General features: G+C 64.0%; 19 protein-coding genes. 13 read left to right on the top strand and 6 right to left on the bottom strand.

Going from position 1 to position 17,576, the window contains the following annotated elements; all coding sequences use genetic code 11:
• Positions 1–41 precede the first annotated feature (41 nt).
• A complete protein-coding gene (locus RFM52_RS00845) occupies positions 42–701 on the bottom strand; it encodes a phosphoribosylanthranilate isomerase (RefSeq protein WP_320294446.1) in 660 nt (219 codons plus the stop codon).
• A 110-nt stretch (positions 702–811) separates the two neighbouring features.
• Here RFM52_RS00845 and RFM52_RS00840 point away from each other — a divergent pair, with 110 nt between their 5' ends.
• Positions 812–1,027: a hypothetical protein gene (locus tag RFM52_RS00840; RefSeq protein WP_320214843.1), complete on the top strand. Its 216-nt coding sequence runs from the start codon at positions 812–814 to the stop codon at positions 1,025–1,027.
• A gap of 280 nt (positions 1,028–1,307) precedes the next feature.
• Here the strand turns inward: RFM52_RS00840 and RFM52_RS00835 are convergent, their stop codons facing one another.
• From RFM52_RS00835 to RFM52_RS00820, 4 genes are all read right to left on the bottom strand, one after another.
• The gene (locus RFM52_RS00835; protein ID WP_320293971.1) at positions 1,308–2,066 is read right to left on the bottom strand and encodes a M48 family metallopeptidase; all 759 of its coding nucleotides are present in this window, start codon (positions 2,064–2,066) and stop codon (positions 1,308–1,310) included.
• A 222-nt stretch (positions 2,067–2,288) separates the two neighbouring features.
• Positions 2,289–2,768 carry a DUF2852 domain-containing protein gene (locus RFM52_RS00830; RefSeq protein WP_320293970.1) on the bottom strand — a complete coding sequence of 160 codons (480 nt, stop codon included), beginning with the start codon at positions 2,766–2,768 and terminating at the stop codon, positions 2,289–2,291.
• Between the two features lie 115 nt (positions 2,769–2,883).
• On the bottom strand, positions 2,884–4,026 hold the full coding sequence (locus tag RFM52_RS00825; RefSeq protein ID WP_320293969.1) for a benzoate/H(+) symporter BenE family transporter: 1,143 nt from the start codon (positions 4,024–4,026) through the stop codon (positions 2,884–2,886).
• A complete protein-coding gene (locus RFM52_RS00820) occupies positions 4,026–4,799 on the bottom strand; it encodes an alpha/beta hydrolase (RefSeq protein WP_320293968.1) in 774 nt (257 codons plus the stop codon). The genes RFM52_RS00825 and RFM52_RS00820 overlap by 1 nt, the downstream gene beginning before the upstream one ends.
• A gap of 215 nt (positions 4,800–5,014) precedes the next feature.
• Here RFM52_RS00820 and infC point away from each other — a divergent pair, with 215 nt between their 5' ends.
• The 8 genes from infC to RFM52_RS00780 all read left to right on the top strand — a co-directional run bounded on the left by infC (position 5,015) and on the right by RFM52_RS00780 (position 12,709).
• Complete coding sequence (infC, locus tag RFM52_RS00815) at positions 5,015–5,551, top strand: translation initiation factor IF-3 (RefSeq protein ID WP_010912915.1); 537 nt, start codon at positions 5,015–5,017, stop codon at positions 5,549–5,551.
• 155 nt (positions 5,552–5,706) lie between these two features.
• Positions 5,707–6,354 (top strand): methyltransferase family protein, encoded by a 648-nt coding sequence (locus RFM52_RS00810; protein WP_320293967.1) that lies wholly within the window; start codon positions 5,707–5,709, stop codon positions 6,352–6,354.
• Between the two features lie 775 nt (positions 6,355–7,129).
• Positions 7,130–7,333 carry a 50S ribosomal protein L35 gene (gene rpmI, locus RFM52_RS00805; protein WP_027166935.1) on the top strand — a complete coding sequence of 68 codons (204 nt, stop codon included), beginning with the start codon at positions 7,130–7,132 and terminating at the stop codon, positions 7,331–7,333.
• A 40-nt stretch (positions 7,334–7,373) separates the two neighbouring features.
• Complete coding sequence (gene rplT, locus RFM52_RS00800) at positions 7,374–7,775, top strand: 50S ribosomal protein L20 (protein ID WP_042637600.1); 402 nt, start codon at positions 7,374–7,376, stop codon at positions 7,773–7,775.
• 319 nt (positions 7,776–8,094) lie between these two features.
• A complete protein-coding gene (gene pheS / locus RFM52_RS00795; protein ID WP_320293965.1) occupies positions 8,095–9,147 on the top strand; it encodes a phenylalanine--tRNA ligase subunit alpha in 1,053 nt (350 codons plus the stop codon).
• A complete protein-coding gene (locus tag RFM52_RS00790; RefSeq protein ID WP_320293964.1) occupies positions 9,144–9,581 on the top strand; it encodes a GFA family protein in 438 nt (145 codons plus the stop codon). The genes pheS and RFM52_RS00790 overlap by 4 nt, the downstream gene beginning before the upstream one ends.
• Complete coding sequence (pheT, locus tag RFM52_RS00785; protein ID WP_320293963.1) at positions 9,578–11,986, top strand: phenylalanine--tRNA ligase subunit beta; 2,409 nt, start codon at positions 9,578–9,580, stop codon at positions 11,984–11,986. Before RFM52_RS00790 ends, pheT begins: the two co-directional genes overlap by 4 nt.
• Before the next feature lie 120 nt (positions 11,987–12,106).
• Positions 12,107–12,709: a nucleotidyltransferase family protein gene (locus RFM52_RS00780; protein WP_320293962.1), complete on the top strand. Its 603-nt coding sequence runs from the start codon at positions 12,107–12,109 to the stop codon at positions 12,707–12,709.
• 252 nt (positions 12,710–12,961) lie between these two features.
• Here RFM52_RS00780 and RFM52_RS00775 read toward each other — a convergent pair whose 3' ends face one another.
• A complete protein-coding gene (locus tag RFM52_RS00775; RefSeq protein WP_320293961.1) occupies positions 12,962–13,957 on the bottom strand; it encodes an aldo/keto reductase in 996 nt (331 codons plus the stop codon).
• 96 nt (positions 13,958–14,053) lie between these two features.
• Between RFM52_RS00775 and RFM52_RS00770 the strand changes: the two genes are divergently transcribed.
• The 4 genes from RFM52_RS00770 to RFM52_RS00755 all read left to right on the top strand — a co-directional run bounded on the left by RFM52_RS00770 (position 14,054) and on the right by RFM52_RS00755 (position 17,567).
• Positions 14,054–14,944 carry a LysR family transcriptional regulator gene (locus RFM52_RS00770; protein ID WP_320293960.1) on the top strand — a complete coding sequence of 297 codons (891 nt, stop codon included), beginning with the start codon at positions 14,054–14,056 and terminating at the stop codon, positions 14,942–14,944.
• Between the two features lie 141 nt (positions 14,945–15,085).
• Positions 15,086–15,655, top strand: coding sequence for a cytochrome b (locus tag RFM52_RS00765; protein WP_320293959.1), 570 nt, complete (start codon positions 15,086–15,088; stop codon positions 15,653–15,655).
• Between the two features lie 67 nt (positions 15,656–15,722).
• Positions 15,723–16,298: a YceI family protein gene (locus tag RFM52_RS00760; protein WP_320293958.1), complete on the top strand. Its 576-nt coding sequence runs from the start codon at positions 15,723–15,725 to the stop codon at positions 16,296–16,298.
• A 282-nt stretch (positions 16,299–16,580) separates the two neighbouring features.
• Complete coding sequence (locus RFM52_RS00755; RefSeq protein ID WP_320293957.1) at positions 16,581–17,567, top strand: Gfo/Idh/MocA family protein; 987 nt, start codon at positions 16,581–16,583, stop codon at positions 17,565–17,567.
• Positions 17,568–17,576 lie beyond the last annotated feature (9 nt).

The following is a 17,576-nucleotide window of genomic DNA, read 5'->3' as shown; positions in this document are numbered from 1 at the left end:
GGTTCCCACTTTTCCGGGGCATGCTCGGGTTCGAAAACTCCTCAGGCAGCGCGATTATCCCGCGCGGCTCCGACGGCCCGGAAAAACTGCTCGATCAGCGCCGGATCCTTGACGCCCGGAGCGCTTTCCACGCCGGACGAGATGTCTATTCCGGGCGGATTGGCCTGTCTCAGGGCGTCGCCGATATTGGCGGCGTTGAGCCCCCCGGAAAGCATGTAATCGACGCCGGCGTCAAGGCCGGCAAGGACGCGCCAGTCGAAGGCGACGCCGTTGCCGCCCGGCAGTTGCGATCCCTTCGGCGGCTTGGAATCCAGAAGGAAGCGATCGGCAATGCCGACGAAGGGCTTTATGCGGTCGAGATCCGCCCCTTCGCTGACGGACAGCGCCTTCATCACTGGCAGGCCGTAGCGCGCCTTGATCCCGGCCACACGCCCGGGCGTCTCCGAACCATGCAGCTGCAGCATATCGGGCTGCATTTTCGCGACGATCTCGTCGAGAAAGGCATCGTCGGCATCGACGGTGACGGAGACTGCCTTGGCCTTGCCGCGCGCCGCTTCGCGCAAGCGCCCGGCCTCGACAGGCTCGACATAGCGCGGGCTCTTGGCGAAGAAAATAAAGCCGACATGGCTGGCGCCGCCGGCAAGCGCGGCGGCCATCGCGGCGTCGGTCTTCAATCCGCAGATCTTGATGTCGGGCGTCATGGCGCGGGATTGGCACGAAACGGGGAAAGAGTCGAGAAAAAGCATGCTGTTGCCGGCTCTGCGGAAAACACTACGTTGATATAGGAACCACAGGCGGGAGCACGATAAGCATGGCCGACCAGACCGTCGCCGAACTCAGGCAGAAGATCGCGCAGGCGCGCGAGGTGATCGCGCATCTGATGGACAAGGCCGCCTACAATGGCGCCGAGGCGCACCGGGCGCTGGATTATTTCGGCAGCGATGCCTTCGACCGGAATTTTTTGCCCTGGCCGCATTCGGAGGAAGGATTGCGGCCGGAGGAACTGAACGCGGCGAATGACGATTGAGGGGTTACGCAGGGCGAGGCAACCACGCTGTCGTCATCCTCGGGCTTGACCCGAGGATCCTACCTCGGCCGGCGACACGGCGGTGGAGAATATTTGCCTTTTTCGTTCAATGGCATAGCCACTTTTTGAACGGTTGCGGTGCTCACGCGTCACGGCATGGATTCTAGGGTCTGCGCGCGTCGCTTCGCTCCTTGCTCCGCCCTAGAATGACGATGCTGAGATGGCCCGGCTAATCTCCAGCGTTGCTCGGCTAGCGGGGGTGCCCCGTTCGGCAGACACCCTACTCGAACACAATCGCCTGCAGGGCGCCGCCGTTGCGTTTCAGCCAGTCCTTGCAGCGGTCGGTGTCCGGGCAGAGCTTTTCGCACAGCTTCCAGAATTTCGGGCCGTGGTTCATCTCCTTCAGATGCGCCACCTCATGCGCCACCAGGTAGTTTATCACCGCCGGCGGCGCCATCATGATGCGCCAGGAGAAGGAGAGATTGCCCTCCGAGGTGCATGACCCCCAGCGGCTGGAGGTATCTTTGTACCTTATTGCCTTGGCACGCTTGCCGATCGCCTCGGTGTGCTTGACCACCAGCCTCTCGATCTCCTTCTTGGCCTCGCGCTTGAGGTGGTCGGCGATGCGGCGCGGCAAATGGATGCGCTCGCCATGGATGATCAGGAGCGGGCCGCGCTCGTCGCGCGCGACGGTGACGGTGCCGCGCTTCGAAGGCTCATGCACGATGCGGTGCGGCACGCCGCGGATCGGGATCCTGATGCCCGGCCGCACCTGCGGCCTGGTCGGCACCTTGGCCAGCCGCTGTTCCAGCCAGTCCTGGTGGCGGTCGAGGAATTTCTCCACCTCGCCCCGGCGCAGACCGGGCGGCACGGTGATGCGCAGGCCCTGGCCGCCGGAATCGATGCGCAGCGTAAGCCGCCGGGCGCGGGCGCTTTCGACGATTTTCAGCGGCAGCGTGCGGCCGGCGACGCAATGTTCGCGCTCCACGACAGGCGCGGCCTTGGGCTTGGTCAGGTTGCGAAAGAAGCCGAGGGTCATGGCTGGACGATACGCGATTCGAAAAAAACGGCCAGTGGAGGGAAGCTACAAAGAGAACAAAAAAGAAACGGCGCCGCTAGACGCGACGCCGCATATCATGCCGAGACCTGTCCCTGCAGCGCCGCGCGTCCTTTGGACGCGCAAAGGACGCTGCAGCACTTTGAGTTTGCGCATGACCTTTTCCGAAAATCGGCATCGATTTTCGGGGTCATGCGCGTGGTCTCAGTCGTCGAGCAGGTTCGAGCCCTTGCCGCGCTTCGGGGTCGCCGGCTTGGACGACTCCGTGGTCGTCGGGGCCGTCGACTTGTTGCGGTTCGCCATGAAGCGGTCGAACTCGTCCTGGTCCTTGGCGCGGCGCAGTTCGCGAGCGTAATCGTCGAACTCGCTCAGCATCTCGTCAAGCTTGCGTCGCTCCTCGGCGAGGCGCTCGAGTTCCTTCTCGCGCCAGTCGTCGAAAGCGACGTTGCCGGTGCGGGCCGAGCCGTGGCCCCAGCGGGCCGCCTTGTCGGAACCGCGGCGGCAGCCGGCGAAGATGCCGTCCGTGGCGCGGTTGACGTCGCGCTTGAAGCCTTCCAGCCGGTCGCCCCAGATGATGTAGGCGAGCATGGCGAAGCCGAGCGGCCAGAACACCATGAAGCCGATGACCATCAGCGCGATGGTGGCCGGCGTCCAGGCCGGACGGATCAATGCACTCGTATTCATTTCTCCCAATCCTTCCGTTGGAGACAGCCAAACCGGCTGCGTGGAATCGAAATGGGAAGGCGAAATCGGCGATTCAAGGCAAATCCCGCCAAAACCGGCGAAGCGCCTGAAATGATTATCGCTTTTTGAGTTTCTCGAGGAAAAGCACTGCCATTCCAGCAACCAGCCCCCAAAATGCCGCGCCGACGCCGAAGAGTGTGAGCCCCGAAGCCGTCACGGCGAAGGTGACGGTGGCCGGCATGCGCTCGGCCTCGTCCTTCAGCGCGATCGACAGCGCGTTGGCCAGAGGCGCCGTCAAGGCGAGCCCGGCGACCAGCACGATCAGGCTTTGCGGCAGGACGGCGAAGATCGCCACCAGCGAGGCGCCGAAGATCGCGAAGACCAGATAGGCGAGCGCGTAGAACGGCCCGGTCTTCCAGCGTTCGGCCGGGTCGGGATGGACATCGGGGCCGGTGCAGATAGCGGCTGAGATCGCCGCAAGATTGGTGGTGGCGGCACCGAACGGCGCCGAGAGCAGCGAAAACAGCCCGGTGACGCCGATCAGCGGACCGGGTTCCGGATGGTAGCCCGCGGCGCGCAGCACAGCGAGACCGGAAAGGTTCTGGGAAGCCATGGTGACCAGATAGAGCGGGAGGGCAAGGCCAACGATCGCCGATGCAGTGAATTGCGGCGCGATGAACGTCAATGTCGACAGTTCCGGCGCCGGCAGGCTGCCGACGCGGCCGGTGAGGAAAGCGGCGAGACCGCCGCCGATCAGCACCACCAGCACCGACAAAGCCGGATTGAACAGGCGGATGACGAAGAAGGCGGCGATCAGCGGCAGGATCAGCCAGGGATCGGCGGGAATGGCCTTCACCGCATTGACGGCGAAACTGACCAGAATGCCGGCCAGCATGCCGGACGCGACCGAGGTCGGGATCTGCGCGATCAGCCGGGTCAGCGGCTTGAACAGGCCGGTGGCGACCAAAAGGATGCCGGTGACCATGAAAGCGCCGACGGCCTGCGGCATCGTGAAACCGCTGGAGGCCCCGATCAGCGCCAGGCCGGGCGTCGACCAGGCGGTGATGACCGGCATCTTGGTGCGCCAGGAGAGCCACAGGCATTCAACGACCATGGCCAGGCAGATCGCCGTCACGCCGCTTGCGGTCTCGATCTGCGTGGCGCCGACCGCCTTGGCGGCAGCGATGACGAGGGCCAGCGTGCCGCCGAAACCGACAATCGCCGCGACGAAGGCGGATACCGGGATGGAGATGCGCATTATGCGGTAGCCCGCTTGACCATGTCGCCGACAGCTCGCTTGAGCAGATCGAGATCCTCGGGGCGGGACAGGCGATGGTCGCCGTCCGGGATAAGCGACAGCGTCACGTCGTCGGCGGGCAGCATCGCAGCCAGCTTCAGCGCGTGGCCCGAAGGCACGTCTGGATCGGCCAAGCCCTGCAGGATATGCACCGGGCAATGCGTGTCGATCGGCCCGGTCATGACCCGGTTGGCACGGCCGTCCTCGATCAGCGCGCGCGTGTAGATATAGGGCTCGTCCGAATAGTCCGACGGCTCGGCGAAGAAGCCTTTTTCTTCAAGATCGCGGCGCTGCGCGTCGGTCAGCACCGGCTCGATCAGCTCGACGGTGAAGTCCGGCGCCGGGGCGAGCAGCACCAGGCCCGCAACCCTTGTGTCGCCCGCCTTGCGCAGTTCCTGCGCCATGCGCAGCGCGATCCACGCCCCCATCGAGGAGCCGACCAGGATCTGCTTGCCCTTGCTGAACCGGCTGAAGACGGCAAGGCTTTCGGCCAGCCATCTGGAGATCGTGCCGTCGGCGAAGGCACCGCCAGATTCGCCATGGCCGGAATAATCGTGACGCAGATAGGCTCGGCCTTCGCCGCTGGCCCAGGCGGCTAGCGTCTCCGCCTTCGTGCCCAGCATGTCGGACTTGTAGCCGCCGAGCCAGACGATGCCGGGCGCCGCGCCCGCTATCTGCCTGACGGCGATGTTCGACCCGTCCACATCGATGAAAACCGGAGCGCTGGCGGCCATGAACTTGTCCTTCCCCGCCGGTCTTTTGGCACAGGCGGGGGTTCAACGAAAAGTGCTCGCGGCGTTTGATTGCTTGGTGCAGACAATTGCCAAGCGGCAGGTGATTTTGCGGCGCGGCTATGCTATTGACTCCCGCCCCGCGCTCACCACATAGGCGCGTCCACGTATTTTTGTCTAACGAAACCCTGAACGAAACGGCCGAGGAGACCACGACCATTCGCAGACCTTTCAAAGCAGCGGCACCCACCAAGGACGGGCCGCGCTCCAACCGAGACATCCGGGTGCCCCGGGTCCAGCTTATCGACGCCGAGGGCCAGAACCGAGGCGATGTTTCCATCAACGACGCATTGCTGCTCGCCGAAGAGGCCGGGCTCGATCTGGTCGAGATATCGCCCAATGCGGTGCCGCCTGTCGTCAAGATCCTCGATCTCGGCAAGCTGAAATACGCCAACCAGAAGAAGGCGGCCGAAGCGCGCAAGAACCAGAAGGTCATCGAGATCAAGGAGATCAAGATGCGCCCGAACATCGACAGCCATGACTACGAGACCAAGATGAAGGCCGTGCGGCGCTTCTTCGAGGAAGGCGACAAGGTCAAGCTGACGCTGCGCTTCCGCGGCCGCGAGATGGCGCATATGGAACTCGGCATGCAGCTTCTGAACAAGGTGCGCGAGGAAGTGGCGACGATCGCCAAGGTCGAGGCGGAGCCGAAGCTCGAAGGCCGCCAGATGATGATGGTTCTGGCGCCGCGCTAAAATCCCGCCAAAATCATGGTGAAAGGCGTCCCGACGATCGGCGGGGCGCCTGTTTTCTATCCGATCGCCAGTAACCTCGACGATCGGGGCCTCCCGATCGCGAGCCAATCGACGATCGCTTCGCGATCGCGAACAAATCGACGATCGGATGGGTCATGGCCGATGAAGTGAAGTCCCAGCCCACCGGGCAAACGGAAGGCCTTGGCGGCTATCAGCACATGCGCCGGATTGTGCTGGCGGTGCTGATCGTGGTGCTGTTCTGCGCCCTTCTGTTCGGTCAGTCTTCCTTTCCGCCGAACACGCCCGTGCATGAGTCGATCGAGATGTTCGGCGTGCTCCTGATCTTCCTCGGCATTGTCGGACGGCTGTGGTCGACGCTCTATATTGGCGGGCGCAAATCGGCCGAAGTGGTCACCGGCGGGCCCTATTCGATCACCCGCAACCCGCTCTATGTGTTCTCGACGGTGGCCGCCGCCGGCGTCGGCGCGCAGATCGGTTCGTTCTCCGGTATCATCCTGTTCGCGCTGCTGTGCGCCGGCGCCTTCCATATCGTCATCCTGCGCGAGGAGCGTTACCTCAAGGAACTGCTCGGCGCGCCTTATGCGGCCTACCTGGCCGCCGTGCCACGTTTCTTCCCGAACCTCAGGCTCTACCAGGAAGGCGATACCGGCAGCTTCAAGCCGCGCCTGCTCTTGAACACGCTGCTCGACGGGCTGGTGTTCCTGGTGGCGCTGCCGGCCTTCGAGCTTATCGACGGCATGCAGCAATCGGGGATGCTGCCGGTGTGGTTCACGCTGCCCTGAACGAGAGCGTCGCATGGCCGGTAGTGCCTCAGTTTGAAATTGAACTGGTCCCGCGCGGCGCGAAGAAGCACGTCCAGCGCATCCTGTATCTGCCAACTCGAAACGTCGGGTATAGCGTTTCGCAGATATGATACTGATCATCCGGCGCAGCCTGAACGCGATCTCTTGGGATAAACCACTCTCCGGTTGGCGGATCGTTGCGGGAATAGGGCTTCGGTTGTCTGACGTAGTAGCCCTCTACAGTCGATCTGACATCATTGGAATTGACAGGATGGCAATCGTGATCGCCGCAGCATTTGAGATGAAGCATAGGATCGGTCTTGCCCGTGTACCAACCGTGAGCGCACGCATCACCAGCCAATACAAGGCACATAACGGCTAAGTTCGGTTGAACCCAAGACATGGATTAGACCCCTCGATCTATGCTTATAGCATATTAGGTACCTCTAATTCTTATGCCTAAGGTCGTACCCGCAAACGCATAGGTCCGGCTGGCCACGATCATTGGCAATTGCTTCTTGTTGAGGGTCGCCGGGCTTCGGCGCAACGACCTGGCCTGGGGTGTTGCGCCCGCGCCGTCTTTGATCTATAGGACCGCCGTTCCGCGTATCGGCCCGGAAGTCATCCCTGATTTACGGAAAGCACGATACGCAGAGCAAAAAACAAAAACCGCCCGGCAGGGCATGCCGTGGCGGTTTCATTTGCTTTTCGGGCTTTGGTCGGCCCGAAGCGAGAAAAGAAGCGCGATGGTGCGCCACCAATACGGAGTAGCAAAATGCCCAAGATGAAGACCAAATCGGCCGCCAAGAAGCGGTTCAAGATTACTGCCACCGGCAAGGTGCTGTCGGCTGCCGCCGGCAAGCGCCACGGCATGATCAAGCGTTCCAACAAGTTCATTCGCGATGCCCGCGGCACGATGGTTCTGGCTGAACCGGACGGCAAGAAGGTCATCAAGAATTTTCTGCCGAACGGCCTCTGAGCATTCGGTTCCGGAACAGCGTTTTTAAGGAGATCATGACATGGCACGCGTAAAGAGAGGCGTTACCGCCCACGCCAAGCACAAGAAGGTCCTGAAAGCCGCCAAGGGCTTCTACGGCCGCCGCAAGAACACCATCCGCATCGCCAAGCAGGCGGTGGAGAAGTCGCTGCAGTACGCCTACCGCGACCGCAAGAACCGCAAGCGCTCGTTCCGCGCGCTGTGGATCCAGCGCATCAACGCGGCGACCCACGAGCACGGCCTGACCTATGGCCGCTTCATCGACGGTCTCAACAAGGCCGGCATCGAGATCGACCGCAAGGTCCTTTCGGACATGGCCATCCACGAGCCGCAGGCTTTCGCCGCGCTGGTCGCCAAGGCCAAGGTCGCGCTCGAATACCTGAAGAACACCACGCCGAATGCTTTTGAGAGCGCTGTCGCCTAGAGCATGATGCCAAAAAGTTTCTGACTTTTTGGACAACATCATGCTCCAGGGGAATTTAGCGAGGAGCGCGATCTTTTCCGAAAAGTCTGCAACTTTTCGGGATCGGGCTCCGAGCCCAGCGCTTCCCAAGCATTTTTAGTACTGATTTGGGGAACCCGCGCTGGCACGGCTGGCGCGGGTTTTTCTTATGCCTGATGTAACCAAAATGGCACCCGCGTAACCAAAATGGTGACGCACTCTGCAATGCCAGTCATCCAATCGAGAGAGTTTCGCCGTGAACGCCACCGCTGGAAATCTTGAAACCCTTGAAGCTTCGCTGATGGCCGAAATCGCGGCCGCGGCCGACGAGGCCGCGATCGAGGCGGTGCGCGTCTCGGCGCTGGGCAAGAAGGGCTCGGTCTCCGAAATGCTGAAGACGCTGGGCGCCATGAGCGCCGAGGAGCGCCAGGTGAAGGGCCCGGCGATCAACGGCCTGAAGAACCGCGTCACCGAGGCGCTCACCGCGCGCAAGGCGGAGCTGAAGGATGTGGCGATCGCCGCCCGGCTCGCGGCCGAGAAGGTCGACGTCACGCTGCCCGTTCGCCAGTCGCCGGCCGAGCGCGGCCGCATCCATCCGATCAGCCAGGTGATCGATGAGATCGCCGCGATCTTCGGCGACCTCGGCTTCTCGATCGCCGAAGGTCCGGACATCGAGACCGACTATTACAATTTCACGGCGCTCAATTTCCCCGAAGGGCATCCGGCGCGCGAGATGCACGACACCTTCTTCTTCCAGCCGGACGAGAAGGGTGAGCGTAAGCTGTTGCGCACGCACACCTCGCCCGTGCAGATCCGCACCATGGAGCGGCAGAAGCCGCCGATCCGCATCGTCATCCCCGGCAAAACCTACCGGCAGGATTCCGACGCCACCCACTCGCCGATGTTCCATCAGGTCGAGGGGCTCGTGGTCGATAAGACCGCGAACGTCGCCAACATGAAGTGGGTGCTGGAGGAGTTCTGCAAGGCCTTCTTCGAGGTGCCGAGCGTCAAGATGCGCTTCCGCCCGTCCTTCTTCCCGTTCACCGAGCCCAGCCTCGAGGTCGACATCCAGTGCGACCGCTCGCGCCCGGGCGAAGTGCGCTTCGGCGAAGGCTCCGACTGGATGGAGATCCTGGGCTGCGGCATGGTGCATCCGAACGTGCTGCGCGCCGGCGGGCTCGATCCCGACGAATATCAGGGCTTTGCGTGGGGCATGGGCATCGACCGCATCGCCATGCTGAAATACGGCATGCCGGACCTGCGCGCCTTCTTCGACGCGGATGTGCGCTGGCTGTCGCATTACGGCTTCAGGCCGCTCGACCTGCCGACGCTGTTCGGGGGCCTCTCTGCATGACGGCACCTCACACCGGCGGCTGCCGTTGCGGCGCGGTGCGGTTCGAGGCATCAGCCGAGCCGCACCACATCAGCTATTGCCATTGCGGCGATTGCCGGCGCGCCAGCGGCGCGCCGGTGTCGGCCTTTGTCGGCTTCCTGGCCGACCAGGCCGCGCTCAATGGCAAATCGCTGAAAAGCTACCGCAACGGTCCGGTGGAGCGCAGCTTCTGCGGTATCTGCGGCTCGCCGATCGCCTATACCGACAAGCGGCTCGACAACCAGATCTATTTCATGCTCGGCGCCATGGACATGCCGGCTTATTTCAAGCCGACGCTGCATGCCTATGTGCGTGAGCAATTGCCCTTCCTGCACATGCCGGACGATCTGCCCAGACATCTGAAGACCAGCGTACCCCGGCCCGAAGAACAAAGACCCGACGGAAGACAGTCATGAAATTCACCTTCTCCTGGCTCAAGGACCATCTCGAGACCGACGCCTCGCTTGCCGAGATCGTCGAGCGGTTGACCGCGATCGGCCTCGAAGTCGAACATGTCGACGACAAGGCCGGCCTGAAGCCCTTCGTCATCGCCAAAGTGCTGACGGCGGTGCAGCACCCCGACGCCGACCGGCTGCGCGTGCTGACCGTCGACACCGGCGACGGCACGCCGCCTGTTCAAGTCGTATGCGGGGCGCCGAATGCCCGCGCGGGCCTGATCGGCGCCTTCGCTGCGCCCGGCACCTATGTTCCCGGCATCGACGTGACGCTCTCGGTCGGCAAGATACGCGGCGTCGAAAGCCATGGCATGATGTGCTCGGAGCGCGAGCTGGAAATCTCCGACGAGCATAACGGCATCATCGACCTACCCGAAGACGCGCCGGTCGGCACCAGCTTCGCTGCCTACGCGCATCTCGACGATCCGGTGATCGAGATCAACCTGACGCCGAACCGGCCGGATGCGACCAGCGTCTACGGCATCGCGCGCGACCTCGCGGCAAGCGGGCTCGGCCGGCTTATCGGCGGCGGGATCATGCCGCATGCCGGCGAAGGCCTCTGCCCGATCAAGGTCACGATCGAGGCGCCGGAACTCTGCCCGGGCTTCGCGCTGGCATTGGTGACGGGCGTGAAGAACGGCCCGTCGCCGAAATGGCTGCAGCAGCGGCTGATCGCCATCGGGCTCAGGCCGATCAGCGCGTTGGTCGACATCACCAACTACGTCACCTTCGATCGCGGCCGGCCGCTGCATGTGTTCGACGCGAAGAAGGTCGCCGGCAACGTCGTGGTGCGCCGGGCGAAGGACGGCGAGACCGTGCTGGCGCTCGATGGGCGCGAATACACGCTGACGCCGGAGATGTGCGTCATCGCCGACGACAATGGCGTGGAATCGATCGCGGGCATCATGGGCGGCGAGCATTCGGGCTGCGACGAGAACACCACCGACGTGCTGATCGAATCGGCGCTCTGGGACCCGATCACCACGGCCCGCACCGGCCGCGCGCTCGGCATCATCACCGACGCGCGCTACCGCTTCGAGCGCGGCGTCGATCCCGAATTCATGGTGCCGGGCATCGAGCTGGCGACCAAGCTGGTGCTCGATTTCTGCGGCGGCACGCCGAGCGAAATCGAGGTGGCTGGCTATACCGGCCACAAGCCGAAGGTCGTCACCTTCCCGCTGTCGGAAGTGAAGCGGCTGACCGGCATCGAGGTGCCGAAGGCCGAGGCGCTGCGCATCCTGACCCGCCTCGGCTTCGAGCCGCAGGGCTCGGGCGACACGGTCAAGGTGAAGGTGCCGTCCTGGCGGCCGGATGTCGACGGCAAGGCAGACCTGGTCGAAGAGGTGATGCGCATCCATGGCGTCGACAACATCTTGGCCCAGCCGCTGACCTCGCATGACGCGGTCAACGGCAAGATCCTGACCACGCTGCAGGTGCGCACCCGCGCGGCCAAGCGCGCGCTTGCCGTGCGCGGCATGATGGAGGCCGTCACCTGGTCGTTCATTCCGGCGAAACACGCCGAGCTGTTCGGCGGCGGCCAGGCGGCGCTGAAGCTCGCCAACCCGATTGCCGCCGACATGTCCGACATGCGGCCTTCGCTGCTGCCGGGGCTGATCGCGGCCGCGCAGCGCAATGCCGACAAGGGCATCGGCGACGTGGCGCTGTTCGAGGTTTCGGGCACCTATGAAGGCAACGGCGCCGACCAGCAGCGGCGTGTCGCCGCCGGCGTGCGGCGCGGCACCGCCAAGCTCGATGGTTCCGGCCGCAGTTGGGCCGGCAATGCCGGGCCTGTCGGCGTGTTCGACGCCAAGGCGGACGCGATCGCGGCGCTTGAAGCCTGCGGCGCGCCGGTCGACCGGCTGCAGATCGAGCCCGGCGGCCCGGCCTGGTATCATCCGGGCCGCTCCGGCACGATCAAGCTCGGACCGAAGACGGTGCTCGGCACATTCGGCGAGTTCCATCCGAAGACGCTGGACGGGCTCGACGCGTCGGGTCCGATCTGCGGCTTCGAGGTTTTCGTGGACGCCGTGCCGGAGCCGAAGGCCAAGCCGACGCGCACCAAGCCGAAGCTGGAGCTGTCGCCCTTCCAGGCGGTGAAGCGCGACTTCGCCTTCGTCGTCGACCGGACGGTCGAGGCCGGCACGCTGGTGCGGGCAGCCTTGGCCGCCGACAAGAAGCTGGTCACCGGCGTTTCGGTGTTCGACGTCTTCGAGGGCGCGGCACTGGGCGCGGCCAAGAAGTCGATCGCCATCGAAGTGTCGATCCAGCCGGTCGAAAAGACGCTGACCGACGAGGATTTCGAGGCGCTGGCCAAGCGGATCGTCGAGAACGTCAACAAACAGACGGGCGGCGTGCTGCGCGCTTAGAGCGGCTCAACGCCGCTCAAAGCATGTCTTAGGCAATTCCGTACGGAAAACCGCTCGACACTTTTCCTGGAATTGCTTTGGCAGATTGCGGAGCGATGGCGAATCGCCCTCCAAAGGGCGATGGACCATCTCCGCTATTCCGGCCTTCCCTTCGAAGCACAGCGCGCGGCGTTCTTAAGGATCGTCGCGGCCGATCCGCTGCTAGCCGAGACGCTTGCGCGCGTACGGAAGCTTGCGCTGCCGGATTGGCTGGTGGTGTCCGGCGCGCTTTACAACAGCATCTGGAACCATCTGACCGGCAAGCCGCCGGGATACGGCATCAAGGATGTCGACCTGTTCTATTTCGACGATGCCGATTTGTCCTACGAGGCCGAGGATGCGGTGATCCGCCGGGCGGCGAGGCATTTCGAGGGATTGAAGCTGCCGGTCGAGGTGCGCAACCAGGCGCGGGTGCATCTGTGGTATCCGGTGAAGTTCGGGCAGGAATGCCCGAGATACGCGAGTTCCAGCGAGTCGGTGAGCTATTTTGCGTCGAAGACGCATGCGGTCGGGGTGCGGTTCGATTCCAGCGGGTATCTTGATCTGGTGGCGCCGTTCGGGCTCGACGATATTTTTTCGTTCCGCATCACGCCGAACCGGGCTCTGGATAATCAGCGGACGCATGAGGTGAAGGGGAAGCGGGCGCGGGAGTATTGGCCGGAGATTAGGGTGGTGGCCTGGTAGCGGTGCGGAGATAAGATAGGTCGGCGCGAGGCCCCCCTCTCTGTCCTGCCGGACATCTCCCCCTCAAGGGGGGAGATCGATGTCGCGGTCGCTTTCGCCAATCACCGGCGTTGCAAGGGGAGCGCCGTCATCGAAACTGCCAATCTCCCCCCTTGAGGGGGAGATGTCCGGCAGGACAGAGAGGGGGGCCTCGCGCCGACCATTCAACAAAAGGGGCGCCAAAGCGCCCCTTCATTTCAGCGTGCGGCGTGCTCACCCATTCACCAGCGCCAGCAATTCCTCCGTATAGCGCTTGCCGACCACCTTGTCGGGCGACAGCGCATCACCAATCGCCGCGACCTCCGCCACGCTCAGCTCAATCCCGGCTGCCGCCGTGTTCTGCTCCAGGTGTCGTATCTTCCTTGCGCCGGGGATCGGCACGATGAAATCGCCCTGGTGCAGCACCCAGGCGAGCGCCAGTTGCGCCGGTGTCACGCCCTTTTCGGCCGCCATCTTCTCCAGCATCGCGATGACGGCGTTGTTGGCTGCCATCGCCTCGGCCTGGAAGCGCGGCAAGGTGAGGCGCCAGTCGTCGGCGCCGAGCGCGTCGGGCTTGGCGATCGCGCCGGTGAGCAGGCCGCGGCCGAGCGGGCTGTAGGGCACGAAACCGATGCCGAGCTCGCGGCAAACGGCGATGACTTCGTCTTCCGGATCGCGGCTCCACAGCGAATATTCGCTCTGCACAGCGGCGATCGGGTGCACGGCGTGGGCCCGGCGCAGCGTCGCGCCGCTCACTTCCGACAGGCCGAGCGCGCGCACCTTGCCTTCCCGCACCAGCTCGGCCATCGCGCCAACCGTGTCCTCGATCGGCACGTTCGGATCGATGCGATGCTGGTAGTAGAGGTCGATCACATCGGTATCGAGCCGCTTCAGCGAGGCTTCCGCTACCGCCTTGACGTGCTCGGGGCGGCTGTCGACGCCGACCATGCGGTCGATGCCCGAGCCGTGCTCGGAAATCTTGAAGCCAAACTTGGTGGCGATCGTGACATGATCGCGCACCGGCTTCAGGGCTTTGCCGAGCAGGATTTCGTTCTCGAATGGGCCATAGACTTCGGCCGTGTCGAAGAAGGTGACGCCGATCTCGACGGCGCGGCGCAGCGTGGCGATGGCTTCCGCTTCCGGCTGGCCGCCATAGGCGAAGCTCATGCCCATGCAGCCGAGGCCAACGGGGAAGACTTCGAGTTCAGTTCCGAGTTTGCGGGTTTTCATCACGCATCTCCTTGTTGCGATGACAAGGAGATAGCCTCTTGCACTCCGTTCGATAATCGGTTCTCTTTCGCACGGCTTGCTCTATAAAATAGAACAATGAACCGAACCAATCTTTCGCAGCTCGCGGTCCTCGCCACCGTCGCCCAATGCGCCAGCTTTCGCGGCGCCGCGCGCGAGCTCGGCATCGCGCCGTCGGCGGTCAGCCACGCGGTCTCCAGCCTGGAGGCGCGGCTCGGCGTGCGGTTGCTTGCCCGCAGCACGCGCAGCGTCGCGCCGACCGAGGAGGGCGCGCAGCTGCTGGAACGGCTGCGGCCGGCATTGTCCGAAATCGACCTGGCGCTGGAAACGGCGGTCGAGGCGCGCGACCGGCCGGCCGGCAATCTGCGGCTGACCGTGCCGCGCACGGCTGCGCATCTGACGCTGACGCCACGGCTCGGCTCCTTTGCCGCCGCCTATCCCGAGATCGTGCTGGAGATCGTCATCGAGGACCGCTTCACCGACGTGGTCGAAGGCGGTTTCGACGCCGGCGTGCGGCTCGGCGAAAGCCTGCAGCGCGACATGATCGCGGTACGCATCGGCCCCGATCTTCGCGGCGCGGTGGTCGCGGCGCCATCCTATTTCGCTTTTATGCCAAAGCCTCGCCATCCGCGCGAGCTGGCGGACCATCGCTGCATCCGCTTCCGTTTCTCCAGCGGCATCCTCTACCGCTGGGAGTTCGAGAAGGACGGCGAGGAGATCGAGATCGCCGCGCAAGGGCCGCTGATCCTCGACGAGGACCATCTGATCGCCCAGGCGGCGGTCGACGGCGCCGGGCTTGCTTTCGTCTTCGAGCCCTATGTGCGGGCGCCGCTCGCCGACGGTAGGCTGATCCGCGTGCTGGAGGACTGGTGCCCGTCCTTCGACGGCTTTTTCGTCTACTATCCGAGCCGCCGGCAAATGCGGCCGGCGCTGAGGGCGTTCGTGGATTTCTTCAAGGTGAGTGGTTAGCTCGCGGCGGGACTATTGCCTAAGGGCTGATCCGCAACTTGCAGCCGGCATTGAGAGGATTTCCTCTCCGAATTAAATTCGAGGATAGGCAGGGTGTGATCTCAGCCGGAAGAAAGCCGGCGCCGGCTTCGTTCGCCTCGCATGCAATCCCTCGCCAACACCCCAACCCGCTATGGCTGGGCGATGATCGTCCTCCACTGGCTGATCGGTATCGTCTTCATCGGCCAGTTCGTGCTCGGCTTCGTCATGGTGCGCACGACAAGCCAGCGGACGTCCTTCGAGCTGATCCAGCTGCACAAATCCTTCGGCTTCCTGCTGCTCGGGCTGATCGTCCTGCGCATCGCCTGGCGGCTCGGCAATGCGCCGCCGCCTCTGCCGCGCTCTGTCGGAACGCTGGAGCGCCGGACCGCGCCCCTCGCCCACTTCGCGCTCTATGCTTTCCAGATCGCGCTGCCCTTATCCGGCTGGGCGCTGGTCTCGGTGTCGACGCTGGAGATCCCGACCATGCCGTTCGACCTGTTCGTGATGCCCAATTTGCCGCTGGCCGAATCCGATGCCGCGGAAAGCTTCTGGTCGGCCGCGCATTGGTATCTCGCCTATGCCGGCATCGCGCTGGTCGCGTTGCACGTGGCGGCGGCGCTGCGCCACCATTTCCTGCTGCGCGACAGCGTGCTCAGGCGCATGATCACACCTTCGTCAGGCGGGGAATAGAACCGCCCCGTCCTTCGTTGGTGGGGCGAGAACGCAGAAGAAGCGTATCTGCGGAAGGAAGAAACCAATGAAAATGCGCATCCTTGGATTGGCGGCTTTTGCCGCTTGCCTTGTCATGCCTGTCTATGCGGCGGTGGCGCTCAGCGACGCCGCCGGCAGCTACACGATCAGCCCGTCGGGCTCCTCGATCCGCTTCACCATCGGCAAGGCCGGCGGCGGTGGCTTCGACGGCGCCTTCGGCCGCTTCAAGGGCACGATCCGCATCGACAATGGCGATGTCGGCCGCTCGAAGGTCGACCTCACCATCTATCCCGAAAGCGTCGGCACCGGACAGGGCCGCATCGACGCCTTCCTGCGCTCCGACGCGGTGTTCGACGCCGCCAACAATCCGGAAATCCAGTTCCGCTCGACCAGCGTCACCCGCACCGGCGACACGACGGCGCTGGTGACCGGCCGGCTGACGGCGCGCGGCAAGACGTTTCCTGAAAAATTCACCGCCGAGTTGGGTGGATTGAAAGGCGGAACCATCAAGTTCCATGTCACCGGCAAGGTGCTGCGGTCGCGCTACGGCATGGATGTCGGCACGCCGCTCTATTCCAACGTCGTCGACTTCGACATGACGCTGATGGGTAAGAGGGGGTAGCTCGGCCTGATTTCCTCGCCCCCGCGAAGGCGGGGGAGAGGTGGCTCGGGCGAAACCCGAGACGGAGCGGGGGACGCCCTTCGCGACCGCAGAGCCGTCAGAGAAGTTGGCAGCTATCAGCAACTTCGACTTCGAAGCAAGTCCTCTACGAACACCCCTCTCCGTCCCGGCTTCGCCGGGCCACCTCTCCCCACTGCGTGGGGCGAGGAAGTACCGCGCATTGGCTTTTCCGTCGATTTCGGGCAAACCTCGTCGCCTGAAAAACCGACATGGAGAAGCGTGATGTTCCGATGGGGTGTTCTGTCGACGGCGAAGATCGGCCGCGAGCAGCTTTTGCCGGCAATCGTGGAGTCGGAGAACGGCATCCTGTCGGCGATCGCCAGCCGCGACCTGGCGAAGGCCAAGGCATTGGGTGAGCGGTTCGGCGCCCGGCATGCCTTTGGCTCCTATGAGGAACTGCTCGCCTCCAAGGAGGTCGACGGCGTCTATATCCCGCTGCCCACATCGCAGCATGTCGAGTGGGCGGCGAAGGCGATCGAGGCGGGAAAACACGTGCTGGTCGAGAAGCCTCTCGCGCTCGACGCCAAGGACATCCCGCCGCTGATCAAGCTGCGCGACGAAAAGAAGGTGCTGGTCTGCGAGGCCTTCATGGTCGTCTACCACCCGCAATGGATCAAGGTACGCGACCTCATCGCCGGCGGCGCCATCGGCCGGCTGCGCCACGTGCAGGGCGCGTTCTCCTATTACAATGTCGACCCCAAGAACATGCGCAACCAGCTCGACCTCGGCGGCGGCGCGCTGCCCGACATCGGCGTCTATCCGACCGTGTCGACGCGCTTTTCGACCGGCAAGGAGCCACTCCGCGTCCAGGCGACGATCGAGCGCGACAAGACCTTCGGCACCGACATCTATTCCTCGATCCGCGCCGATTTCGGCGACTTCGAACTATCCTTCTATCTCTCGACGCAGATGGCGGCGCGGCAGTCTATGGTGTTCCACGGCGAGAAGGGCTTCATCGAGGTCTTCGCCCCGTTCAATGCCGGGCTCTACGACCACCACCGCATCGAGCTGCACAACCAGAACCACACCGAGGCGCAGGTGTTCCGCTTCCCCGGCACGCAGCAATACCGGCTGGAGTGCGAGGCCTTCGTGCGCGCCGCCCAGGGCAGCAAGGACCGCGTCTTCACGCTGGAGGAATCGGTGCTCAACCAGAAGGTCATCGACGCTATCTTCCGCGCCGGCGAAAAGGACGGCTGGGAGCCCGTCTGAGTTTTCGCA

Source organism: Mesorhizobium humile, assembly GCF_033977215.1.
Lineage (GTDB): Bacteria > Pseudomonadota > Alphaproteobacteria > Rhizobiales > Rhizobiaceae > Mesorhizobium > Mesorhizobium humile.
Note: the sequence above shows the minus strand (reverse complement) of the source record. Positions and strands in the feature narration are given on the sequence as shown.